This window comes from Desulfobacterales bacterium, assembly GCA_030066985.1.
Lineage (GTDB): Bacteria > Desulfobacterota > Desulfobacteria > Desulfobacterales > JAHEIW01 > JAHEIW01.
Genome location: JASJAN010000002.1, coordinates 183,422 through 203,605 on the forward strand (window position 1 = coordinate 183,422; position 20,184 = coordinate 203,605).

Here is a 20,184-nt window from a genome sequence, read left to right on the forward strand (position 1 = left end):
ATTTGAAAATTTATTCTTTAAACAAGTGTTATAAGCAAACTTAAAAATAGCAGATCACGTTCAAGGGCAAGGCGCAAACCGATTCGAAAGTGGAGTCCGCCTCCGGCGGATTAGTATTCGAGCATTTCGAATTGGTTTGTAACACCGCCATTGGGCGTTAGATGCATTTTAAAGTTTGCTTATCAGACCTTGCCCGCTATGGCCCTGCCTAACTCCTGGGTGTCTGTCTTAGTGGCTGAAACTTCTTTGATCACACGGCCATTGAAGAAAACCAGCACACGATCGGCCACCATCAGAATTTCATCAAGCTCCGGTGAAGAAAAAACAATGCTGGTTCGTTTTGAACAATAAGCGTGCAAATGCTGCCAGACCCAGTTCACCGATTCAATATCCAGCCCGCGGGTGGGATTTTCCAACAGCAGCAATTGCGGATTAGCAGGCAGAAAGGATAGTAGCAGGCGCTGCTGGTTGCCGCCCGATAGCGCTTCAACCATTGAGTCCGGCCGGCCTTTAATCTGAAATTTTTCGATTTGCCGCTTGGCCTGCTGCATGGCGTCCGGCCAGCGAACCACAAAATGCTGCTGGTTGTCCTGGAGGGCAAAATGCTCGGTGATGTGCATTCCTGTGATCAGCCCCTCTTCAAGACGCGATGCCGGCAGAAAGGAAACGCCTTGCTGTTTGAAGGCATGATGGTTTTTTCCATGCATGTCGTTTCCCAGCAAACTTAAGGATCCGCGTCTGGCCTGTTTTAAACCGCCGGCAATTCGCAGAAAAACACCCTGGCCACTGCCTTCAAGACCCGCCAGCCCGACAACCTCCCCCTCACGAATGACAACGTCACAATCTTTAAGGCCGGCGCGACCGCCGCTGCCGCACACTCGATTCATGACCAGAACATCTTTACCCGGCGTTTCCGAGCAGCGGGGTGGAAACACCGGCGGTGTACCGAACATCATCTCCAGAAGTTTGCGGGAATCAAAGGGCCGATCCATATCGCCGGTGACCTTGCCATGGCGCAACACGGTGACCCTGTCACACAGGGCCTCGACATCTTCCAGCTTGTGGGACACCAGGATAATGCTTTTACCCTCGGCAGCCAGTTTTTTAAGGGCATCAAATAAAACCTCTTTTTGGGTGCTGGAAATGCCGGTGGTCGGTTCATCCAGGATCAACACCTGAATGCCAAGGGATATGAGTCGGATAATTTCAAGCTGTTGGCGCTCACCAATGGTCAGGGTATTTAAAGGCGCATCCGGTTTTAAAACAAAGTGCAGGGCCCTTGAAAGTGAAGCAAACCGTTGGCGAAATTTTTTGCGTTGCGCTCTGGGGCCAGCGGTTTGTCCGAGCATAAAATTATCCAGAACCGTTAGCAGCGGAAAATCGAGTGGATCCTGATAGAGCATGCCAATGCCCAGCTCAGCAGCCTGAGCCGGATTGCGGTAATCAACCACAGCGCTGTCTACCCGAACCAGCCCGCTGGTTGGCTGACTGAAACCCGCCAGGATTTTCATCAGCGTGCTTTTACCGGCGCCGTTTTCACCCAGGATTCCGTGGATCTCACCGGGCATCACCTTCAGATCAACCCCGTCGTTGGCTCTTACGGCGCCATAATGTTTGTGGATATCCTGCAGCTCAATTTGCATGGTTCACTCCTTCTTCCACACCAGAGCTATTAACGTATTTCATCGGCAAGCACAAAGGGAATTTGCCTTTCTTGGATTTTTTTTGGAGTACTGGAGTATTGGAGTAATGGAGTAATGGAAATGCGCAATTGATAGCAAAAAATAAAAAGGTGCAGAAGGGCTCAATGTCTTCTTCTGCACCTTATATTTTTAATTGATGAATATTTGATATAGATCTTTAAGGCACAATATTTTTTAAAACAGTAAAATTTTCGCTTTATGAATGAGTAATTTTTTCAATGCACAAGGCCGCACGAGAGTTTGCAAGGAGGCGTACTTGAAGTACGTCGACGCAGCAAACTCTTGGAGAACGCCGTGCATTGGAAACAGGGCCATTCAGAAAGCGGAAATTATTTGGCGCTACTTTGGCCTTCCATCCCCTCCAACAACTGCTCCATATACCAGATCTGCTTGTCGCTGGCGGTTTGGCCGGCTTTGACAAACGGGCTGCCATCCTGATAGTTCAAGGGGCCCTTGAACAGGTTGATCTTTTTTGAACCCAGATCATTGATAAAGCTGACCAGGTGCTTTTGGGCGTCGGCGGAAAGCGCTGGCCCTTTGGTAAATCCAATGGTGCTGGTATCGAGATTATTGATATCTTCCCAGTCCGGTCCCAGCCAGACCCATTTGGATTGCCATTTTCCGGAAAAGGCGGCCTTCACAAAGTCCACATAACTCGGCCCCCAATTAAAGAAAGGCACCCCCAGGCAAACGTCATCAGCGCCTTCACAAGCACCAATGTAGTCATAGGGAATGGCCCAGACCGCTTTGCCCTCCTGCTTTTTCTGCTTGGCAACCACTACCGCTTCGGTGGTGTCAATTCCGGAGATGACCACATCATGCCCGGTGTTAAAGAAATTTTGAGCTACCTGGGTTGGATCGGCAGTTACGCCGGGGATATTGAACCAGAAACCAATCCAGGTCACCTGAAATTTCAGCTGCTTGGGATCTTTTTTAAGCACATTTGCCCAAGCATATTTGGCACCCAGATAGGCGCAAGCAGCCAAACGGCGTGTTTCTTCGTTGATGAGTGGCCCAAGATAGCCGATTTTTCCGGTCTTGGTGGTCAAAGCGGCTGCAAAACCGGCCATCATTTTTCCATATTCCATGCGACCCATTAAATTGCTCAGATTCTTGGGTGCCTTGCCGGTCAGCACATCGTCTCCGGAGATATGAATGAAGTAAACATCCGGATGCATCGCGGCCGCTTCACGCGTCCCGTCTTTCATGTCGTCAGAGTTGGCAATAATCAGCTTGGCACCTTTTTCGACCATATCATCTACCAGCTGCGGAATGGTGACCCCCTGGCGATCGGCCGGATTTACTTTGTCTATATAAATCATCTTGGTGCCCGGCACCATTTTTTCGACATACTTGCCGCCCTCATAATGGGCCTGGCTCCAGCCATGGTCGTTGTAAGGCCCGACAAGAAGCAGCCCGAAGACATTGGGCTTGTCAGCCGCGATGACCAGGCCGGCAGAGGCAAATATGAAGGCAAAAACAAGACAAATGGTTGCGAATCCAGTAAAGATTTTTTTCGTCATGAATTTTCCTCCTTCGTAATGTGAAATGAGAAAGACTTATCGTCGCTGGCGGGAGAAACGATATAATTCCTTAAAGAGTCTGCTGCACCCCGGGCCCAATGATATTTAATCCAGGGCACAGGACTTTTCTCAATCAACAGGAATAACGACATTCATTTACTTCAAAGACATGCCAAAATGGATCTTGCCTTTATAAATAAAAAAAATACCCGCGGTCAAGTCTGAATTTAATTTTTGTGAAAATTTATTTGTTTAAATTTCAACAGGTTATAATCTGTAAAACACTGTAAAGTAATTTCTTTAATAATATTAAATACAAAGCGCATATTATACTTCTTCAAATATTTTGCCAAGGAAGGGTAATTGCTTTTTTAGCATTGTTTTCACGTGAAACATTCCGAACTGGCTTTAAAAACCTATCTTTTACTCGATGACGGTGTTCCGATCCGCTTCAAAATGCTCACGTACCATTCCGCCGGAGGCAGACTCCGCTTTCAAACCGAATCGCGCTTGCTGAATACACTAATATTTCTAAAATCAGATGTGAAGTCTCGCATACTTGCAGGGTCATCAAGCAAAATCTGGGCTTTTAAAGCCAGTTCGAGTTATTAAAAAATCAAGTATGAGACAACGATCACGGATGCTGCCGGTTGCATGTTCTAAATATGGGAAAGTGTATCTATAAGGCTCTATAGGTATTAGAACGAAGATGACCGATTTTTTGTTGACATATCGTATGATCTATGACCAATAAATGCGTTTACTACCCTGTAGCGAGCCATCTCAAATTTTTCATATCATACCTGCCCAGTCTACTTTTCGCAGGAGAAAAAGTTCACCAGTATCCGATTTCGGAGAAAGACACGATTTGGGACAAAGGGTTTCATGTTGAAAAGTTAAATGGATAACTGCTGAGTGCTTTTCGTTTAATGGCTGCACTCTGACGTGCAGCAAACAAGATGGAGGCATACCGTGTTCGGCTTTGAAAATATATCAAACCATAATGGATGGGCCATAGCGGCCGTGGGCGCATCAATCGTGTTTTCGGGTCTGGTTGTGCTGTCTTTCGTTATTTCTCAAATCCATAAAATCTTGAATCTTTGGGAGGATAGAGAAAAAGTTGTCCGCCGATTCAAAAAACAGCCTGCAGCCGTTGAACCGCAAGAAACTGAAGAGATGGTGTACAGCGAGCAACGACTTCCGTCCGTAGAGGAGCTGATCGAGGTTTACCAGCCGTTGGTTGAACAATTGGAAGAACCGTTTAAACTATCACAACTATTTGAATTTGCTAATAAAAATGACATGCCCCACCCGCATCTATCGATACAGCGCCTGCAGGAGGCCGACGTTTTAGTGGCACAAGGGGATGGCACGTTTACCTGGAATGAATTCAAATCATAAGTAAGGGTTAAACCATGTTCGATCTATTATTGCAGTTTTTAGCAAATACCGGATACGCTTTGGCAGACTATCGCAATTATATCATGCTCGTGGTGGGTTGCATCTTTTTATATCTTGGCACCGCCAAAAAATATGAGCCTTTGCTGCTGATTCCTATCGGCTTTGGTATCTTGGTGGGCAATATTCCCTTTTTCAAAGGCTTTGGCATCGGTATCTATGAACCCAACAGTGTTTTGCACTATCTTTACTTTGGGGTTACCACCGGTGTTTATCCATCAATCGTTTTTATGGGCTTGGGCGCCATGACCGATTTTTCATCCTTGCTGGCCCAGCCCAAGTTAATGCTTCTGGGGGCTGCCGCCCAGATGGGAATTTATTTTACCCTGCTGGGGGCCCTGTTTTTCGGGTTCGCCCCCAAAGAAGCGGCTTCAATTGCGATTATCGGTGGCGCTGACGGTCCGACATCCATTTTTTTAACCGCCAAACTGGCGCCGCACCTCATCGGCCCAATTGCCATCGCCGCCTATTCCTACATGGCATTGATACCGGTTATCCAACCACCGATCATGCGTTTGCTGACGACCAAAAAGGAACGGCTGATTAAAATGCCGCCCGCCAGAGCCGTCTCCAAAAAAGAGCTGCTCATATTTCCGGTAGCAGGGGTTTTGCTGTGCTGTTTTCTGGCGCCCACCGCACTGCCGTTGCTGGGGATGCTGTTTCTAGGCAACTTCATCAAAGAATGCGGCGTTGTCAATCGTCTTGCCAATACCGCCCAATCCGCTATTATTGATACGGCCACCATCTTCCTGGGTTTCACGGTGGGCTGCAGCACCCAAGCGGATGTCTTTTTAACCCCAAAATCTCTTGGCATTTTCTTTCTGGGTGCCGTGGCATTCTCCATTGCCACTGCATCAGGTCTGATTTTTGCCAAAATAATGAATCTATTTCTGAAGCAAAAAATTAATCCTCTGCTGGGCGCAGCCGGCGTATCCGCGGTGCCCGGTTCCGCCCGCGAAGTCCATTTGATGGGCTTGAAAGAGGATCCCAATAATTTTTTGCTGATGCATGGGATGGCATGCAATTCATCGGGTGTGATTGGCTCGGCCATTTGCGCCGGAATTCTGTGGAGTTTCTTTGTTTGATTTGACTTTCGGTGTTTTCACCACAAAGACACAAAGATCACGAAGGTCACAAAAAATTTTCTTTATCAATTTTCGCTGCAACCTCACAGCCCGTGAGGAATTAAAGCAATCATCATAATAAAAAAGCTCGCCCAATGGGCGAGCTTTTTTATTTGCCGGATATTTTTTATCTATCTTCTGACCTCTGCCTGCGGCGCCGAAGTCTTTAGGCGAAGGCGGGTTCTCTGTCTTCTGACCTCAGTAAAACTACTGATGGGTGGGGATGTCCTTGATGCAGCGGAATCCCATCCAGTGAGCGCCGTTTACGGGATCCTCCGGAGTCCAACGGCAAGTAACGCGCACAAAAGTCGCCGTGCCTAAAAAACACCCCCCCCGCATGGGCAGATGTTCATCCAACCAGCGGCCTTCGCACATTTCCCAAACATTGCCACACATATCATAACAACCATATGGACTGATTCCCTGATCAAAGACGCCAATTTCTGATGTGTGGCCCAGCCCGTATTCATTTGAATTGCAGCGTTCGGGTAAAAAATCCTGTCCCCAGGACCACCAGCGGCCATCTGTACCGCGACCGGCTTTTTCCCACTGTTCCTCGGTAGGAAGTGTCTTTCCGGCCCATTTGGCATATGCGCGGGCATCATCCCAGCCCACAAATACCACCGGCCGCATCGGCTGCCCCCAGATGGGGTGCTGGAGCAAAATGGGTTCGCGGTGACCAGTTGCCTTGATAAAGTTTTGATACTGGAAGTTGGTGACGGGATAGCGATCGATATAAAAATCCGTTAGATAAATTCTACGGGCGGGAACCTCGGAGGCAAAAACAGGATTTTCTTGTTTGTCCAGCAAGAATATCTGGTCCAATTCGGCTTCAGTTATTCCTTTGGTAAAATCGCCGGCAGGCACCCTAACCATCTCGGCCCTATCAATCGGAGCAAGAAGGGTTTCGGGCAAAGAGCCGCTGCCGATGGTTTCTTTTATGTTCCAGCGGGTTTCCATGGTAGAGACTGGTATTGGTTGTCGAAAATTGGCAAATGGATTTCGGGTTCCTGATTCGAATCGCTATGCATAACCGACATTCATACCCCGTATCATCATCCGCAATTCAAAATAAAAGATTAGGTTCTTCCTTCTTTGTCCAACAAATCCTTGTACCAGCAGGAAAATTCAAACATTGCCAGAAAATAATCGTCTTCGTTTACGATACCCAGGGCAAGATCCAATACACCGCGACCGTATGAATTACTGTATTCTTCTGAACTGCGTGATTGCAAAAACTCTCTGACCAGCATCTGGGTGGTCCGTTTGGTTTTGTCCTTGCGAATGTCAATCGGATCTTTGGGTTCTTCAAACGGATCCCATTTATCATACCCTTTTTTTAAAATATGCTTCTGGCGCCGGGCGGACATACTTTCAAAGACGGCCCGCTTCCGCTTTTCGACCTCTTCAGGAGAAAATTCGCTCATAGGGTTCTCCTCTTGCGTTTTTTTCGGGGTGGCGGTTCGGCGGCTTTCTCCTCACCGATTCCCATATACTCATCATCATATACCGTGAGCAAGGCCATGGACAGCGGTACCAGCATGTCCGCCAGTTTTACATACCTGGATTTAAGATCCCGGATCAATTCCGCCGACAGTTTCTGGAGTTGATTGTGGATGACATCCAGGTTCACCGTCGGGTACTGTTCTCCTTCTTTAAATTCGGATTTGCCGCAGGTGTGACCCTGCCCTCCAATAGCTGTGGGTATACCATAAAAACGACAGGTCAAGGGACGATTATCGTATAGATCACACAAATCATCTGCGTTTAAAAGCGGGCAGCGCACGCGCTCCAGGGCCAGTTCGGCAAGAATCTTGTCTTCGCTTTTGCCGTTCTGCAGATCTTTGTATGCTTGGCGCTTAAGTTTGTGTACCCTGCGATCAGCCTGATTGGCTTTTTCCAAAAGATCCGCTTTCTGGCCGCCTTTGACCTTCTCGTTAAACTTATGATTGATGTAAAGGGCTTCAATCAAGGTTAAATCGAATAAAGCATGGCAACAATCCGCACATTTTTCCTCACATTTTACACATTCTGCGTATGCCTGTTGCACGCGTTCAAATGCTTCGTCGCCTTTTGAAACCAGGGCCTCATACTTATCAAAATAGGGTGTAAAATCAAAATCCATGGATAGTTTTATCTCCTTTGGTGAATCATATAAGCATTTCGATTAAACCATACAATGGTCGCTGTTAAGATACAAGTGCCTAAAATTTATTATGATCTAATCCACCACAACAAAGGCGGATAAAAATGCCTAAAATTAAGGCTGGACTCAATATTTTTTAAATTTAGGCATTTTAGCTCATTTTAGTTCAATTTAGGCATTTCCAAATGTTTCACGTGAAACATTAACTATTTTCCCACACAAAATCGGCTAAAAATCTGATCCAGCACATCCACTTTGACATTATCACCACTGATAACCCCCAGCGCATCGATGGCTTCCTGCAGGTGAATTGCCATCAAGTCGCTGGAGGTATTGTTTTGTAGCGCTTCAATGACCGTTTCCGTAGCCGATAAGCTGGTTTCCAACAGCATTTTATGCCTTAAATTAGGGACAACCGTAGCGGTTACATCCAGCGGATTTTTTCCACCAGCCAGCTGAATCATTTTGTCTTTAAGCTGGTCTATTCCCTGGTCGTAAAGAGCTGAAATAAATACCCGATCATCAAATTGCCACTTGTCCGGAAGCGCTGCCGGGCTGTCTTGTTGTATCAGATCTTTTTTGTTCAACACCAAAATGATGCGTTTGGACTTGATCTTCTCATAGATCAAATAATCATCCGAGCCCAAAGGACAATGGGATTCAACCATAAAAAGGACCAGATCAGACCCATTGACATGCTCGATTGTTTTTTCAATTCCAATTTTTTCAATGGGGTTATCAGTTGGATGGACGCCGGCCGTATCGCTGATGATCACGGGTATGCCCTGCAGGCTGAGGGTTTCTTCGATAATATCCCGGGTGGTTCCGGGCATATCGGTAACAATGGCACGATCCTTTTTGACCAGCTGATTTAGCAGGCTGGATTTGCCCACGTTGGGCCTGCCAACCACAGCCACCGATATGCCATCTCTGAAAACATGGGCATCAATATAATTTTGGATCAGGCCTTTAAGAGGCGCCAAAACGTCTTTTTGAAGTACTTTGACGGTGTTATCGGGGTTGACCAGGTCGTCAACCTCATCCGGAAAATCAATGGCAGCTTCCACCTGAGTCAAGAGTCCGATAAGGCTGTTTCTGGACATTGCTACCCGCTCTTTTAGCTTCCCGCTGATTTGAGCCGCAGCCAGCTCCAGATTTTTTTGGGTTCGGGCATTGATGACATCGATGACCGCTTCAGCCTGGGTCAGATCGATGCGCCCATTCAGAAATGCCCGACGGGTGAACTCCCCCGGTTCAGCCAAACGCGCGCCCTTGCTTAAAACCAGGCCTAAAATCGACTGCAGTACCACGGCACCGCCGTGGGCATTGATTTCGACCACATCTTCACGGGTATAGGTTTGCGGCGCCTTCATGGCCGACACCAATACTTCGTCTAACAACCGACCGTCATCCGGATCAATGATGTGCCCGTAGTAAAGGCGATGGGTTTCAAATCGAAATGATCGCGTTTCAGGGGACTGTCGGTTTTGACCTGCATACTGTTTCAGGGAACTTTTTTGCGGTCTAAAAATAGCCTGTGCAATCACAAACGCATCATTGCCGGATATCTTGACAATGCCGATGCCACCCTGGCCAGCAGGTGTGGCGATGGCCGCAATGGTATCAGAATGTGGTATCATAAGCTTTCAACCGAGGAATGCCCTTCCATTTTGGGCCATTTGGGCTGTACCAGCACAGCTGGCAGCAGATTTGAGATGTCAGCGGACATCCTTCTGGACAACAAAGCCCATCAGCAGGAATACAGTTGTTCGGGGCCTACATCCATTTTTCTGGAGGGATAGCGCTATCGGCCGAAGTGTTGGCTTGCCTACTCCCTATTGTCGTGCGGCATTCCTTTTCTGGGGGAAGATCACCAGTTTTCTTAAAGGACCTTCTCCCCGGCTGCGGGTTTGAACAGCCGAAAAATCTTGTAGCGCAAGGTGAACAATTCTGCGGTCATAGGCATTCATGGGGCCCAGTGTCATGGGCTTACCGATTTTTTTGGATTTTTCGGCCAGTCGCAAAGCCATCTTTTCCAAATTTTCCTTGCGGGTTTCCAGATAACCTTCAATATCCACCAGGACCCGGGTTCGGCTTTGATTGTGCTTGTTGACCACTTTATGGACGATGGCCTGAATGGCATCCAGGGTTTGACCGCGCTTGCCGATCAAAACGCCGGCATTACCACCATTGACATTGAAACATATTCGATCATCAACTTTCTCAACCGAGATTTTCGCATCCGAGGTTATGGCGTCCACGATACGCCTTAAGACGAGCCGGCCCATTTCAGCAGGGTCATCCGGAAAAGCATAAAGCGTTTGGCCGTTATCGCTTTGGTCAGTTGTTCTACCGTTATTGCTTGAATCCATCTCGGCTGAATCCACAGTGGCGCCGTAAGCAACCGCTTCAGGGCTACTGTCAGCAACGGATGTGTCTTTAGCTTCAGATGCCAGGGTATCTTCCGGCAGCTGAACCCGAATTTTAGCTTTTCTGGCACCGGTCAAACCGAATATGCCGCTGGATCCGTAGGAGAGCACTTCGTACTTTAACTCATCTTTCGGCAGTTTGAGCTCTGTACTGGCCCGCTCGACGGCCTTGTCTAGGTTTTTGCCTTTGAATTCCAGCTTGGTTGACATATAAAACCTCCGTAATCAGGCATATTTTTTCTGAGTATAGTATTGCTGGGCAATCGATAAAATGTTGTTCACCAGCCAGTAAAGCACCAGACCGGATGAAAAATTAATAAAAATGACCGTAAATATAATGGGCATAAACATCATCATCTTTGCCTGGGTGGCATCCCCCATCGGTGGTGACATTTTTTGCTGAAGCAGCATACTGGCACCCATAATAACCGTCAAAACAGGGATGCCGTATGGCGGCTCCATAAAGGGTATGCTAAAGTTAAAATTAAATAAACGGTCCGGTGCTGACAGGTCATTTATCCAGAGAAAAAAGGGCGCATGCCGCAGTTCAATAGCCTGGTAGAGCATGCGATACAGAGCAAAAAATACCGGCAGCTGAACAATCATGGGCAGACAGCCGCCCAGCGGATTAATTTTGTAAGTTTTATAAAGACCCATGAGCTCCTGGTTCTGGCGCTGTTTGTCATCTTTGTATTTTTCACGGATCTCTTTCATCAGCGGCTGCAGTCTTTTCATCTCGCTCATGGATTTGTAGCTTTTCTGTCCAAGGGGCCACAGCAAGGCCTTGACCAAAACGGTTAGAACAATGATGGCCACCCCATAATTGGGGATTACGCTGTAAAACAGATTTAGAAGCCACAGACACGGTCTGGCAATAAAATCAAACCAGCCAAAATCAATTAGCTTTTCCAGATTATTGCCCACTGTTTTCAAATAGCTGATGCGTTTCGGGCCGATGAACAAATCATATTTATATGTGTACTGGTTGCCGGGCGGTATGGCTTTTTCCGGCTGCTGATACTGGGCAGCGACAAATTTATCAGATTTCAAGGCCAGAAATAATCGGGCTTCTTCGATCTGTTCGGGAATCAGCCCGGACATAAAATAACGGCTTTGAATCGCAATCCATTTAATTCGGCCGTCAAAGGTATTCTCATCTTCAATATTTTTAATCTTGATTTGCTGGAGTTCATCGTTGATCAACGCACTGGGGCCTTGAAACGAATACATGCGTTTGTCAGAGGGTGTCTTGCCGTTTATGCCAACCCACAGCCTGTCCTGAATGCTGCTTGCAGAACCATTTTTAACCGACACATTCAGGCCAATGACATATGAATTGGGGTCAAAGCGGTATGTTTTCTGAATCACGACGCCTTTGGGCGAACGCCATAAAAAGGAGAGATCGCGCGCAGCTTGACTTACCGTCAGCTGATCAGCAGTCAAGTCCGTGCTGAAAACCGCTTTATCAAGCCCGGCAACGCTTTGGCCGAGAAATCCCAGTTGGCCAACGCCCTGGGTCTGGTCGTTTGTCAACACCTGTTTTAACGGTGCATCTCGCTGGACGCGTTCGCGATAGTTTTTGAGAAGCAAGCTGTAAACAACCGCCCCACTCTCAGATATTTTTGCTTCATATAGCGGTGTCTGAATGGTTATGGTTCTTGCGATTGCGGGTGCCACGCTTGTGGTGTCAGACTGGGCGCTCAAACCGGTGGTTTCTTTTTCCGCCACATAGGGCTGCGCCTGATCTTTATCTTGAACCGGTTTTTCCTGGGTCGCCACAGGCGTCTTCGCCTTTTCGGCCGGTGGGCGTTGCGGCGGCTGGGGCGCGAAAAAAAACTGCCATGCCAAAAATATAAGTAGAGATATGACGATGGCTAATAACAATCGCGATTGTTCCATAGGTTTCTCCTAAACACAGGTTATGAAATTGCGGCCCTCAAATTGGGCGCATGCGCACCGATCAAACAGGTTTATATCTGGGGTTTTCGCAAGGTGAGCTGGTGCTGCTCGGTTAACCTTTCATCTTATATCCTGCAAGAGGCGTCCGCATCGATTTGTTATGCGCAGATTGGGGAACCGGATCAACGCCGCCAGGATGAAAGGGATGACATCGCAGCACTCGTTTGGATGCCAGAAATAGGCCTTTGAACGGACCATGCTGTTGGATGGCCTGTAAGGCATAATTCGAACAGCTTGGATAGAAACGACAACAGGGACCCAATAGCGGAGATAGTGTATATTGGTAGCCCCTGATCGATGAGAGCATTAATATCGATATAATCTTTTTAATTAACACCATTCTCAATCTGTTCAAACACATCTTGAAGGAATGAAAATACCTTCTCAGCTGAAAGGTCTACGGCCTTATTTTTGGCTACGATGTTGATATCCCAGTTTTGATTGAAATGCCGCCTGTTTAATCGAAAATATTCGCGTACCAAACGCTTAATTCTATTTCGGTGTGCAGCTTTTGCGACCTTTCGCGTAACCGTAATTCCCAGCCTGCAGCGATCAAATCGGCCTGGCTTGTAGAGTGCGATAAAGCAGTCGTTTTGTACCTTGCGCCCGGATCGGGTGAGTTCGAGAAATTCCGATCGCTTCAGGAGTCGATCTGCCTTTTTTAAGGAAAAGCGCATCGCCATCCATCACCATCATCCGGTTTTAAAGGCCGGGTCGTTTAACCGGCGAGTCGTGCTCTGCCTTTTGCCCGGCGACGATTAATGATTCTGCGACCTGCTTTGGACGACATCCGTTTGCGAAATCCATGATTCCTGGCGCGTCTGACCCTGCTGGGTTGAAAAGTGCGCTTCATTTTATAACTTCCTTATATTATTATATATTTTATTTATTAAAGTGGGCACCAACTGCCGATATTTAGGGCCTGAGCATGCGTAGCCCGAAATTTTTGATATAAATCACATGCTTGAAACCATGTCAAGATAAAATCCTAATCTTGATGAATTTCAAATATATCGAACTCTTCAAGGTGATAGGTGGTATTGGGGTATATGACAATTTGCTTGCCGATGACTTTTTCCAGAGCCGCGATCAGGGAGTTTTCTTCGTTGTGCAGCAGTTCGGCGATCTGAGGGTTGACCCTTAGGGTTAGCCGAATACCGTTCATATCCTTGGATTCCCGCAAAATTTCGCGGAAAATTGTGTAACAGATGGTTTGCTTGGAAACGATGTAGCCTTCACCATCGCAGTAATAGCATGGCTCGCACAGAATTCGCGTCAGCGGCTCACGCGTGCGTTTGCGGGTCATCTGAATGAGTCCCATATCAGACATCGGCAGCACATGGGTTTTGCTTTTGTCTTTTAGCAGCGCTTCCTTTAAGGCCGTATAAACTTTTTCGCGATTGGATTTTTTATCCATATCGATAAAATCAAGAATGATAATACCGCCGATATCCCGCAATCGAATTTGATATGCAATCTCTTTGACGGCTTCCAGATTGGTTTTTAGAATCGTTTCTTCCAAATTGTGTTTGCCGACATAGCGTCCGGTATTGACATCAACCGCAACCAGCGCCTCGGTATGCTCTATGGTAATATAACCACCAGATTTCAGCCAGACCTTGCGTTTTAGCGCTCTTGAAATGTCGCCTTCCAGGTTATAGGCATCAAAAACTGATTCAGTGCCTTCATAAAGCACCACATGGTCTTTTAGGGTGGGCATATAGGTGTCCAGAAAAGACAAAACCGATTCATAGGTGGCTTTGTCGTCAATGACCAGTTTCTCGACTTCATGGATCAGCAAATCCCGCACTGCGCGCAGACTCACAGAAATCTCGTGATGCAAAATGGATGCAGCCGTGGCTTTTTCAGACTTCTTCTGGATGTTGGCCCACAGGTTATTTAAAAAGGCCATCTCTGAAGCCAATTTTTCTTCAGCCTCGCCCTCTGCGGCTGTGCGCACGATATACCCATGGCTGTTGGAGCGCAAATCCACCACCGCTTGGCGTAATCGCTCGCGTTCGACTTCATCTTCGATGCGGCGTGAAATGCCGATATGATCCGAGGAGGGCATCAGTACCAAAAAGCGTCCGGGCAGAGAAATGTATGAGGATATGCGGGCCCCTTTGGTACCGATGGGTGATTTGGCAACCTGGGCCATTATTTCCTGGCCCTCTGAAATCAGTTCTTCGATGTGCTGGCTGCGCCGGTTTTCGAATGCGGACGGCTCTATATCCACGTCGGTTTCTTCGTCCGTTTCATCAGCATCCATCTGAAAAAGGCGCTCGTATTCTTTAAAATCATCGGAATAAACATCATCCACATAAATAAAGGCCGCCTGTTGAAGACCGATATCAACAAAGGCCGCCTGCATTCCGGGCAACACTCGCAGTACCCTGCCCTTGTAGATGTTACCGGCAATATCCGAATCATCCCCACGGTCCACATAGAGTTCAACGATGGTGCCATCTTCGAGCAAGGCTACGCGGGTTTCATGCTCCAGCACATTTATGATCAGCTGTTTGTACATGGTGTCGCTAAGATAAAAATTTAGTTTCTTAAGCTATTATTTTTTCACCACGAACCCGCTCGTCTCGCCTGAGTCCGCCTCAGGCGGACGATGGCGGGCGCGGGACACAAAGTTCACAAAGGATTTTAATGAATTTTATTAATTGGTGCACTTAGTTTTCTTTGTGAACTTCGTGGTTAAATTTCTTTTAGCTTCGAACCTGAACGGCTAAGTTTCTGAGTTTAATTTAATGATTTTTGCCTGTTTGATCTGCGTGTCGCTCAAATTGAATATGTGACGCAGGACATCAAAGGGCCTCACGGTTTTTCCCGGTTCGCTTTGAAGGACCAGCTCCAAATCGCCTGAATCGCGCAGCTCACTTTTAATTACAATATCCTTTAAATCAATCTTTTTCAACTTTCCTTTTCGCCCGCTGAGCGAAATGGGAAAATGTGGCTGCGCATTGAAGGCTTTTAGCAGCGCGGGATCAAACTGTCCTTCTGGCAGGGCAATTCGGTAACGGATGCGCCGCTGCCGACTTTGCGCCGATTTGGGAGGGGTCAACCGGCAATCGTTGATCTTAAGACCCGCCGGCAAGTGGGCATTTAGCGCATCTTTTATTTTGCGGGGATCTCTGGTGTCCGGAACAGAAATCACAAAGCGCTCCTGCTGGCTTTCGATTCCCACAGGCAACGGATCGTCAAAAGAGATTTTGGGTTTGGGGTGAAATCCCTCTGAAAAGCGAACGGCTATTCCAGCCCGTTTTAAGGCCCGTTGGAAAATGTTGACCAGCTCAAGATGTCCAAAGAACCGCGCCTGATCCCGCTTGGTATAAAAAACGGTGAGTTTTTTGAAAGTCGACGGTTTCGGTGCCGCGTGTTGCTGCGCCCCGGTGGTACGGTTTTTAAAACGGTCGTGGGTTAACGGCTCAACGTGTTCAAAGTCGCAGACACCGCATTGGTTGCAATCATCTACACGGCAATCTGCTGTATGGGCGCCTTTGCGCGCCTGTTCCCATTCAGCGGCTAAAAAAGATTTGGTCACCTGGGTGTCAATATGATCCCAGGGCAGCGGTTCGCAAACGTCTCTTTCGCGTAGGGTATAATACTCCGGATCGACACCCTGCTCCGCAAAGGCCGCTTGCCACAAATCATAGCGAAATTGATCGCTCCAGCCGTCAAAGCGGCAGCCTTTTTGGTATGCAGCGACCAGTAGACGACTCAATTTACGATTGCCACGGGCCCAGACCCCTTCCAGCCAGCTGACCTTTGGCGCCTGCCATTTGAATTTGATTCCGGGCAATTTCAGCTGAGCTTGCAGCCAATGGATGCGCTCTTCAGATTCGGTGAGTGACAGCTGGGAGGCCCATTGAAAAGGGGTATGCGGTTTGGGAATAAAGGTCGCCACGCTGACATTGATCTTGCCCCGACGTCCGGCGGTATTTTTAGCGTGTCGCAGGGATTTAACCAATGCCACCAAAGCGGCCAGGTCCACCTCGGTTTCGGTGGGCAGCCCAATCATAAAGTACAATTTGATTGCCTGCCAGCCCAGATCGAATGCATCTTTAACCGTTTTGATAATCTCGCTGTCACTGATATTTTTATTGATTACATCGCGCAGTCGCTGGCTGCCGGCTTCAGGGGCAATTGTAAAGCCGGTTTTACGCACTGTCTTGATCAGTTTCATCAGCTCGGGTGTCAATGTTCCGGCCCGCAACGAGGGTAGCGACACCGCTACATTCTGGGGCGCGTAACGCGACATCAATTGCTCCATCAACGGCACGATGCAGCCGTAATCGCCGGTGCTCAGGGACAACAGAGAGATGTCTTCATAACCCGTGTTGCTGACGGATTGATCGCACAGGGCCAGCAAAGCGTCCGGTGAGCGTTCCCGCACCGGCCGGTAGATCATGCCCGCCTGACAGAACCGACAGCCGCGGGTGCAGCCCCTGGCGACCTCCAGCCGCAGGCGATCATGAATGGGTTTGCCGAAAGGGATGATGGGTGTCTCCGGAAAAGGCACCTGATCCAGATCGGCGACCAGCGTGCGGGTGACATGGGTATAATCCGAATAGCGCGGCGCCAGTTTTTGAAAACCACAGTCATCATCATAGGGCGTGAAAAAAGAAGGCACATAGACACCTTCGATTTGAGACCAGCGCTTTAAAAGCGCCTCTTTGTCGTTTTTCGCATTCTCTTTCCACTCCAACCAGCTTTCGGCCAGCTGCAGGGTAACGTTTTCACCGTCACCAATGACCATGGCATCAAAAAAATCCGCCACCGGCTCCGGGTTGCAGGTACATGGTCCGCCGGCGACGATCATCGGATAGGTGTGGTCGCGCTGGCTGGCGTAAAAGGGGATGCCGGCCAGCTCCAAGATGGTTAAAATATTGGTGTAGTTCAGCTCGTAAAGCAGGCTGAATCCGATAATGTCAAAGCAATCCAGCGGCTGGCGTGATTCCAGAGAAAATAAGCGCAGTCCCGAGGCTCTCAAATGGCCTTCCATATCCACTCCCGGTGCAAATACCCGTTCGGCGGCAATATCCGCACGCTTATTGAGGATATGATACAGAATCTGCATTCCGAAATGGGAGGTGCCGATTTCATATAGATCCGGAAACGCCAGCGCAATACGCAATTTGACGCGAGCGGGATCTTTTTTGATCTGGTTGATTTCTCCACCCAGATAACGGCTGGGTTTTTCAACCAGCGGCAGAATGTCTTCGATGGTCTTGGTGCTCATAGAATTTAGGGTGATACACAGCAGCCATTATTTTAACTTGTTTTTGGCATTCATGCATAAATAGCCATCAAAAAAAAGTGACTAAAGTGAACTAAAGTTTGGCGTGACTAAAGTGATGGTGTCGCTATGCTCCTTCTTTTTTATGAACGATAGAATTCCTCAATTTTAGTCATTTTAGCTCACTTTAGTCATTTTAGGCACTTCTTTTTGTTTTTTCTGAGGACCGCAATACTGCTTGATATTGATTTTTAGCTCATAGTACCAGATTTGCTCTAATAAAAGAAGAAGTCGTCTTTATTTTCATGGCAAGATGTTTATCTTTTAGCTGCCAAACGGGGACGCAGTGTCAAACACAGGCGAACTGCAGGATTGGAAGGAAATATATGTCCAACCACTTGAACCGCAATCAGACCAAGATCGTTTGCTTTCTTTTTGTTTTGCTTTGTTTTCTGTTTTCTCTGGTATCCCCACAGCCTGGCTGGAGCCTAAAAAACGAGCGTGAAAGCCCAGTCGTAAGGGCCGTGCGCAAAGTCAGCCCGGCAGTCGTTAATATAAGCTCCTCCTATGCCGTCCGCAAGCGTCCCAATCCTTTCTCCGGATTCGGCATGGATCCGTTTTTTGAGGAGTTTTTCAAAGATTTCTTTGACCCGCGCTTTGAACGCCGGCAGCAAAGCGCCAGCCTGGGCTCCGGCGTGCTCATCGACGGTAAAAGAGGCTTAATTCTCACCAACGCCCATGTCATTGAAAAAGCAAGCAAAATAAAGATCGTGTTGGAGGATGAACGCGAATTTGATGCCAAGATCATCGGCGCGGACCCGGACTCTGATCTGGCTGTTTTGCAAATCGACTCCCCCAATCGTCTGCCGGCGATCGAAATGGGCAGCAGTGATGATCTGATGATTGGTGAAACGGTTATTGCCATCGGCAATCCCTTTGGTTTTTCACACACGGTGACCACCGGTGTCATCAGTGCCCTCAACCGTAGCGTTCGCAGCGAAGAGATGGTGTTTCATGATTTCATTCAAATCGACGCTTCCATCAATCCCGGCAACAGCGGTGGGCCGCTGTTAAATATCGAAGGTGATCTGATCGGTATCAATACCGCTATTTATGCCAAAGCCCAGGGCATTGGATTTGCGATCCCCATCAACAAGGCCAAAAAGATCATCGCCGATCTGATTGAATTCGGCGAAGTGATCCAGGCCTGGATCGGCATCCGCGTTCAAAACCTGAGTCGCAAACTGGCCGGGTATTTGAACGTCCCCGATAAAAAAGGGGTTGTGGTAAAAGCCGTTGAGCCCGGGAGCCCGGCACTCAAATCCGGTCTTAAGGAAGGCGATATCATTTTGGGGATTGATTCAAAAAAAATTGCCTCGCCGCGGGATTACTGGTCGATAAAAAAAACATATGCCGCCGGAGATAAGCTCAAGGCCCGAATTTGGCGCAACAATAAAGTCAAAACCGTATCGATCAAAACCCGGGTGTTTCCCATGGAGCGAGCTGAAAAACTGGCCTTTCGTACTATGGGCATCCGGGTGGAAAATATCAATCGACAAAACCGCAATTATTATCGCCTCCTGACGCGAGAAGGCGTGGTGATTTCAGAAATTGCCAATGGCAGCCATCTTGACCGCATCGGTGCGCGGCCCGGTGATGTCATTCGCCAAATTGATGACTTGACTATTTCAAACAAAGAAGACTTTAAAAAAGCCGTTGTCAAATATCGGCAGAAACAATCGGTGGTGATCCTGCTTCAGAGGGGGGATCAGGGGTATTATATAACACTTAGAATGTAACGTTGTGGTGCTCTATTCATTTTAAAAATAGGCGCTACAAAATCTAAAGATACTGGCGTGGTGACGTATTGGAGTGATGGAGTAATGGAAAAGCGAAAAAAGAGCAGAGCAGTAAGATATTTTGAAATATGGATAAAAGATGTAAATGCGGATGCGTTTAAGGAGGTCAATATGCAAAGGTTAAAGTTGCGAATGATGATAGTCGTCCTGATGGTGGTGTTTCTTTATGCCTGTGGTTACAATACCATGCAGCAAAATGAGGAAGCGGTTTTCAGTGCCTGGGGTGGCGTGGAGTCCAACTTGCAGCGCAGGGCGGATCTGATTCCGAACCTGGTCGAAACAGTCAAAGGCTATGCGGCCCATGAAAGAGAAACATTGGAGGCCGTGATCAATGCCCGCGCCAAGGCCACATCTGTGGAAGTCTCGGCCTCAGATCTGAGCAATCCCGCCGCGATGCAGCAACTGCAGGCCGCCCAAGGAGAGCTGTCTTCGGCCCTGGCCCGCTTGATGGTGGTGGTTGAACGATACCCGGATTTAAAGGCCAACGAGAATTTTAAAGATCTGCAAAACCAGTTGGAGGGCACCGAAAACCGCATCAATGTTGCCCGGCAGCGCTATAATCAGAATGTGGAGACATTTAATTTTTCGATTCGCAAATTTCCCAACAGCCTGACCAACAAATTGCTGCTGAATCTGGAGCGCAAGGAATACATCAAAGCCGAGGAAGGCGCCGCACGTGCGCCCGAAGTCAAGTTTAACGAATAATGCCAAGCCGTATTGGATAAGCCGACGTTATGA

General features: G+C 47.9%; 17 protein-coding genes. 4 read left to right on the forward strand and 13 right to left on the reverse strand.

Annotation, left to right across the window (positions count from 1 at the left end; translation table 11 throughout):
- Nucleotides 1–182: 182 nt before the first annotated feature.
- Nucleotides 183–1,643 (reverse strand): ATP-binding cassette domain-containing protein, encoded by a 1,461-nt coding sequence (locus QNJ26_01630; protein MDJ0984214.1) that lies wholly within the window; start codon nucleotides 1,641–1,643, stop codon nucleotides 183–185.
- 389 nt (nucleotides 1,644–2,032) lie between these two features.
- Entirely contained in the window at nucleotides 2,033–3,226 is a 1,194-nt protein-coding gene (locus QNJ26_01635; GenBank protein ID MDJ0984215.1) for a BMP family ABC transporter substrate-binding protein, read from the reverse strand.
- A 972-nt stretch (nucleotides 3,227–4,198) separates the two neighbouring features.
- Between QNJ26_01635 and QNJ26_01640 the strand changes: the two genes are divergently transcribed.
- Nucleotides 4,199–4,627: an OadG family protein gene (locus QNJ26_01640; GenBank protein ID MDJ0984216.1), complete on the forward strand. Its 429-nt coding sequence runs from the start codon at nucleotides 4,199–4,201 to the stop codon at nucleotides 4,625–4,627.
- Between the two features lie 14 nt (nucleotides 4,628–4,641).
- Nucleotides 4,642–5,769, forward strand: coding sequence for a sodium ion-translocating decarboxylase subunit beta (locus tag QNJ26_01645; GenBank protein ID MDJ0984217.1), 1,128 nt, complete (start codon nucleotides 4,642–4,644; stop codon nucleotides 5,767–5,769).
- A gap of 246 nt (nucleotides 5,770–6,015) precedes the next feature.
- On the opposite strand, the gene QNJ26_01650 is transcribed toward QNJ26_01645, so the two are convergent.
- From QNJ26_01650 to QNJ26_01700, 11 genes are all read right to left on the reverse strand, one after another.
- Nucleotides 6,016–6,768 (reverse strand): formylglycine-generating enzyme family protein, encoded by a 753-nt coding sequence (locus QNJ26_01650; protein ID MDJ0984218.1) that lies wholly within the window; start codon nucleotides 6,766–6,768, stop codon nucleotides 6,016–6,018.
- A gap of 119 nt (nucleotides 6,769–6,887) precedes the next feature.
- A complete protein-coding gene (locus QNJ26_01655) occupies nucleotides 6,888–7,235 on the reverse strand; it encodes a hypothetical protein (protein ID MDJ0984219.1) in 348 nt (115 codons plus the stop codon).
- On the reverse strand, nucleotides 7,232–7,933 hold the full coding sequence (locus QNJ26_01660) for a YkgJ family cysteine cluster protein (GenBank protein MDJ0984220.1): 702 nt from the start codon (nucleotides 7,931–7,933) through the stop codon (nucleotides 7,232–7,234). Before QNJ26_01660 ends, QNJ26_01655 begins: the two co-directional genes overlap by 4 nt.
- 227 nt (nucleotides 7,934–8,160) lie before the next feature.
- Nucleotides 8,161–9,594, reverse strand: a complete 1,434-nt coding sequence (gene mnmE / locus QNJ26_01665; protein MDJ0984221.1) for a tRNA uridine-5-carboxymethylaminomethyl(34) synthesis GTPase MnmE — start codon at nucleotides 9,592–9,594, stop codon at nucleotides 8,161–8,163.
- Between the two features lie 195 nt (nucleotides 9,595–9,789).
- The gene (gene jag / locus QNJ26_01670) at nucleotides 9,790–10,593 is read right to left on the reverse strand and encodes an RNA-binding cell elongation regulator Jag/EloR (protein MDJ0984222.1); all 804 of its coding nucleotides are present in this window, start codon (nucleotides 10,591–10,593) and stop codon (nucleotides 9,790–9,792) included.
- Nucleotides 10,594–10,608: 15 nt separating this feature from the next.
- Nucleotides 10,609–12,282 carry a membrane protein insertase YidC gene (gene yidC, locus QNJ26_01675; protein MDJ0984223.1) on the reverse strand — a complete coding sequence of 558 codons (1,674 nt, stop codon included), beginning with the start codon at nucleotides 12,280–12,282 and terminating at the stop codon, nucleotides 10,609–10,611.
- 112 nt (nucleotides 12,283–12,394) lie between these two features.
- The gene (gene yidD, locus QNJ26_01680; GenBank protein ID MDJ0984224.1) at nucleotides 12,395–12,682 is read right to left on the reverse strand and encodes a membrane protein insertion efficiency factor YidD; all 288 of its coding nucleotides are present in this window, start codon (nucleotides 12,680–12,682) and stop codon (nucleotides 12,395–12,397) included.
- Nucleotides 12,669–13,025, reverse strand: a complete 357-nt coding sequence (rnpA, locus tag QNJ26_01685) for a ribonuclease P protein component (protein MDJ0984225.1) — start codon at nucleotides 13,023–13,025, stop codon at nucleotides 12,669–12,671. The genes yidD and rnpA overlap by 14 nt, the downstream gene beginning before the upstream one ends.
- Before the next feature lie 35 nt (nucleotides 13,026–13,060).
- The gene (rpmH, locus tag QNJ26_01690) at nucleotides 13,061–13,195 is read right to left on the reverse strand and encodes a 50S ribosomal protein L34 (GenBank protein MDJ0984226.1); all 135 of its coding nucleotides are present in this window, start codon (nucleotides 13,193–13,195) and stop codon (nucleotides 13,061–13,063) included.
- Nucleotides 13,196–13,330: 135 nt separating this feature from the next.
- Nucleotides 13,331–14,869 (reverse strand): Rne/Rng family ribonuclease, encoded by a 1,539-nt coding sequence (locus QNJ26_01695; GenBank protein MDJ0984227.1) that lies wholly within the window; start codon nucleotides 14,867–14,869, stop codon nucleotides 13,331–13,333.
- 207 nt (nucleotides 14,870–15,076) lie between these two features.
- The gene (locus QNJ26_01700) at nucleotides 15,077–17,590 is read right to left on the reverse strand and encodes a TIGR03960 family B12-binding radical SAM protein (protein MDJ0984228.1); all 2,514 of its coding nucleotides are present in this window, start codon (nucleotides 17,588–17,590) and stop codon (nucleotides 15,077–15,079) included.
- 383 nt (nucleotides 17,591–17,973) lie between these two features.
- Between QNJ26_01700 and QNJ26_01705 the strand changes: the two genes are divergently transcribed.
- On the forward strand, nucleotides 17,974–19,386 hold the full coding sequence (locus tag QNJ26_01705; protein ID MDJ0984229.1) for a Do family serine endopeptidase: 1,413 nt from the start codon (nucleotides 17,974–17,976) through the stop codon (nucleotides 19,384–19,386).
- Between the two features lie 171 nt (nucleotides 19,387–19,557).
- Nucleotides 19,558–20,151: a LemA family protein gene (locus QNJ26_01710; protein MDJ0984230.1), complete on the forward strand. Its 594-nt coding sequence runs from the start codon at nucleotides 19,558–19,560 to the stop codon at nucleotides 20,149–20,151.
- Nucleotides 20,152–20,184: the final 33 nt, after the last annotated feature.

Bases quoted from the DNA above. Each gene is read 5' to 3' on its own strand.
- QNJ26_01650 (MDJ0984218.1), bottom strand. From the start codon at position 6,768: ATGGAAACCCGCTGGAACATAAAAGAAACCATCGGCAGCGGCTCTTTG.
- QNJ26_01705 (MDJ0984229.1), top strand. From the start codon at position 17,974: ATGTCCAACCACTTGAACCGCAATCAGACCAAGATCGTTTGCTTTCTT.
- mnmE (MDJ0984221.1), bottom strand. From the start codon at position 9,594: ATGATACCACATTCTGATACCATTGCGGCCATCGCCACACCTGCTGGC.
- jag (MDJ0984222.1), bottom strand. From the start codon at position 10,593: ATGTCAACCAAGCTGGAATTCAAAGGCAAAAACCTAGACAAGGCCGTC.
- yidC (MDJ0984223.1), bottom strand. From the start codon at position 12,282: ATGGAACAATCGCGATTGTTATTAGCCATCGTCATATCTCTACTTATA.
- QNJ26_01635 (MDJ0984215.1), bottom strand. From the start codon at position 3,226: ATGACGAAAAAAATCTTTACTGGATTCGCAACCATTTGTCTTGTTTTT.
- QNJ26_01710 (MDJ0984230.1), top strand. From the start codon at position 19,558: ATGCAAAGGTTAAAGTTGCGAATGATGATAGTCGTCCTGATGGTGGTG.
- QNJ26_01630 (MDJ0984214.1), bottom strand. From the start codon at position 1,643: ATGCAAATTGAGCTGCAGGATATCCACAAACATTATGGCGCCGTAAGA.
- QNJ26_01695 (MDJ0984227.1), bottom strand. From the start codon at position 14,869: ATGTACAAACAGCTGATCATAAATGTGCTGGAGCATGAAACCCGCGTA.
- QNJ26_01700 (MDJ0984228.1), bottom strand. From the start codon at position 17,590: ATGAGCACCAAGACCATCGAAGACATTCTGCCGCTGGTTGAAAAACCC.
- yidD (MDJ0984224.1), bottom strand. From the start codon at position 12,682: ATGGTGTTAATTAAAAAGATTATATCGATATTAATGCTCTCATCGATC.
- QNJ26_01655 (MDJ0984219.1), bottom strand. From the start codon at position 7,235: ATGAGCGAATTTTCTCCTGAAGAGGTCGAAAAGCGGAAGCGGGCCGTC.
- QNJ26_01660 (MDJ0984220.1), bottom strand. From the start codon at position 7,933: ATGGATTTTGATTTTACACCCTATTTTGATAAGTATGAGGCCCTGGTT.
- rpmH (MDJ0984226.1), bottom strand. From the start codon at position 13,195: ATGAAGCGCACTTTTCAACCCAGCAGGGTCAGACGCGCCAGGAATCAT.
- QNJ26_01645 (MDJ0984217.1), top strand. From the start codon at position 4,642: ATGTTCGATCTATTATTGCAGTTTTTAGCAAATACCGGATACGCTTTG.
- rnpA (MDJ0984225.1), bottom strand. From the start codon at position 13,025: ATGGCGATGCGCTTTTCCTTAAAAAAGGCAGATCGACTCCTGAAGCGA.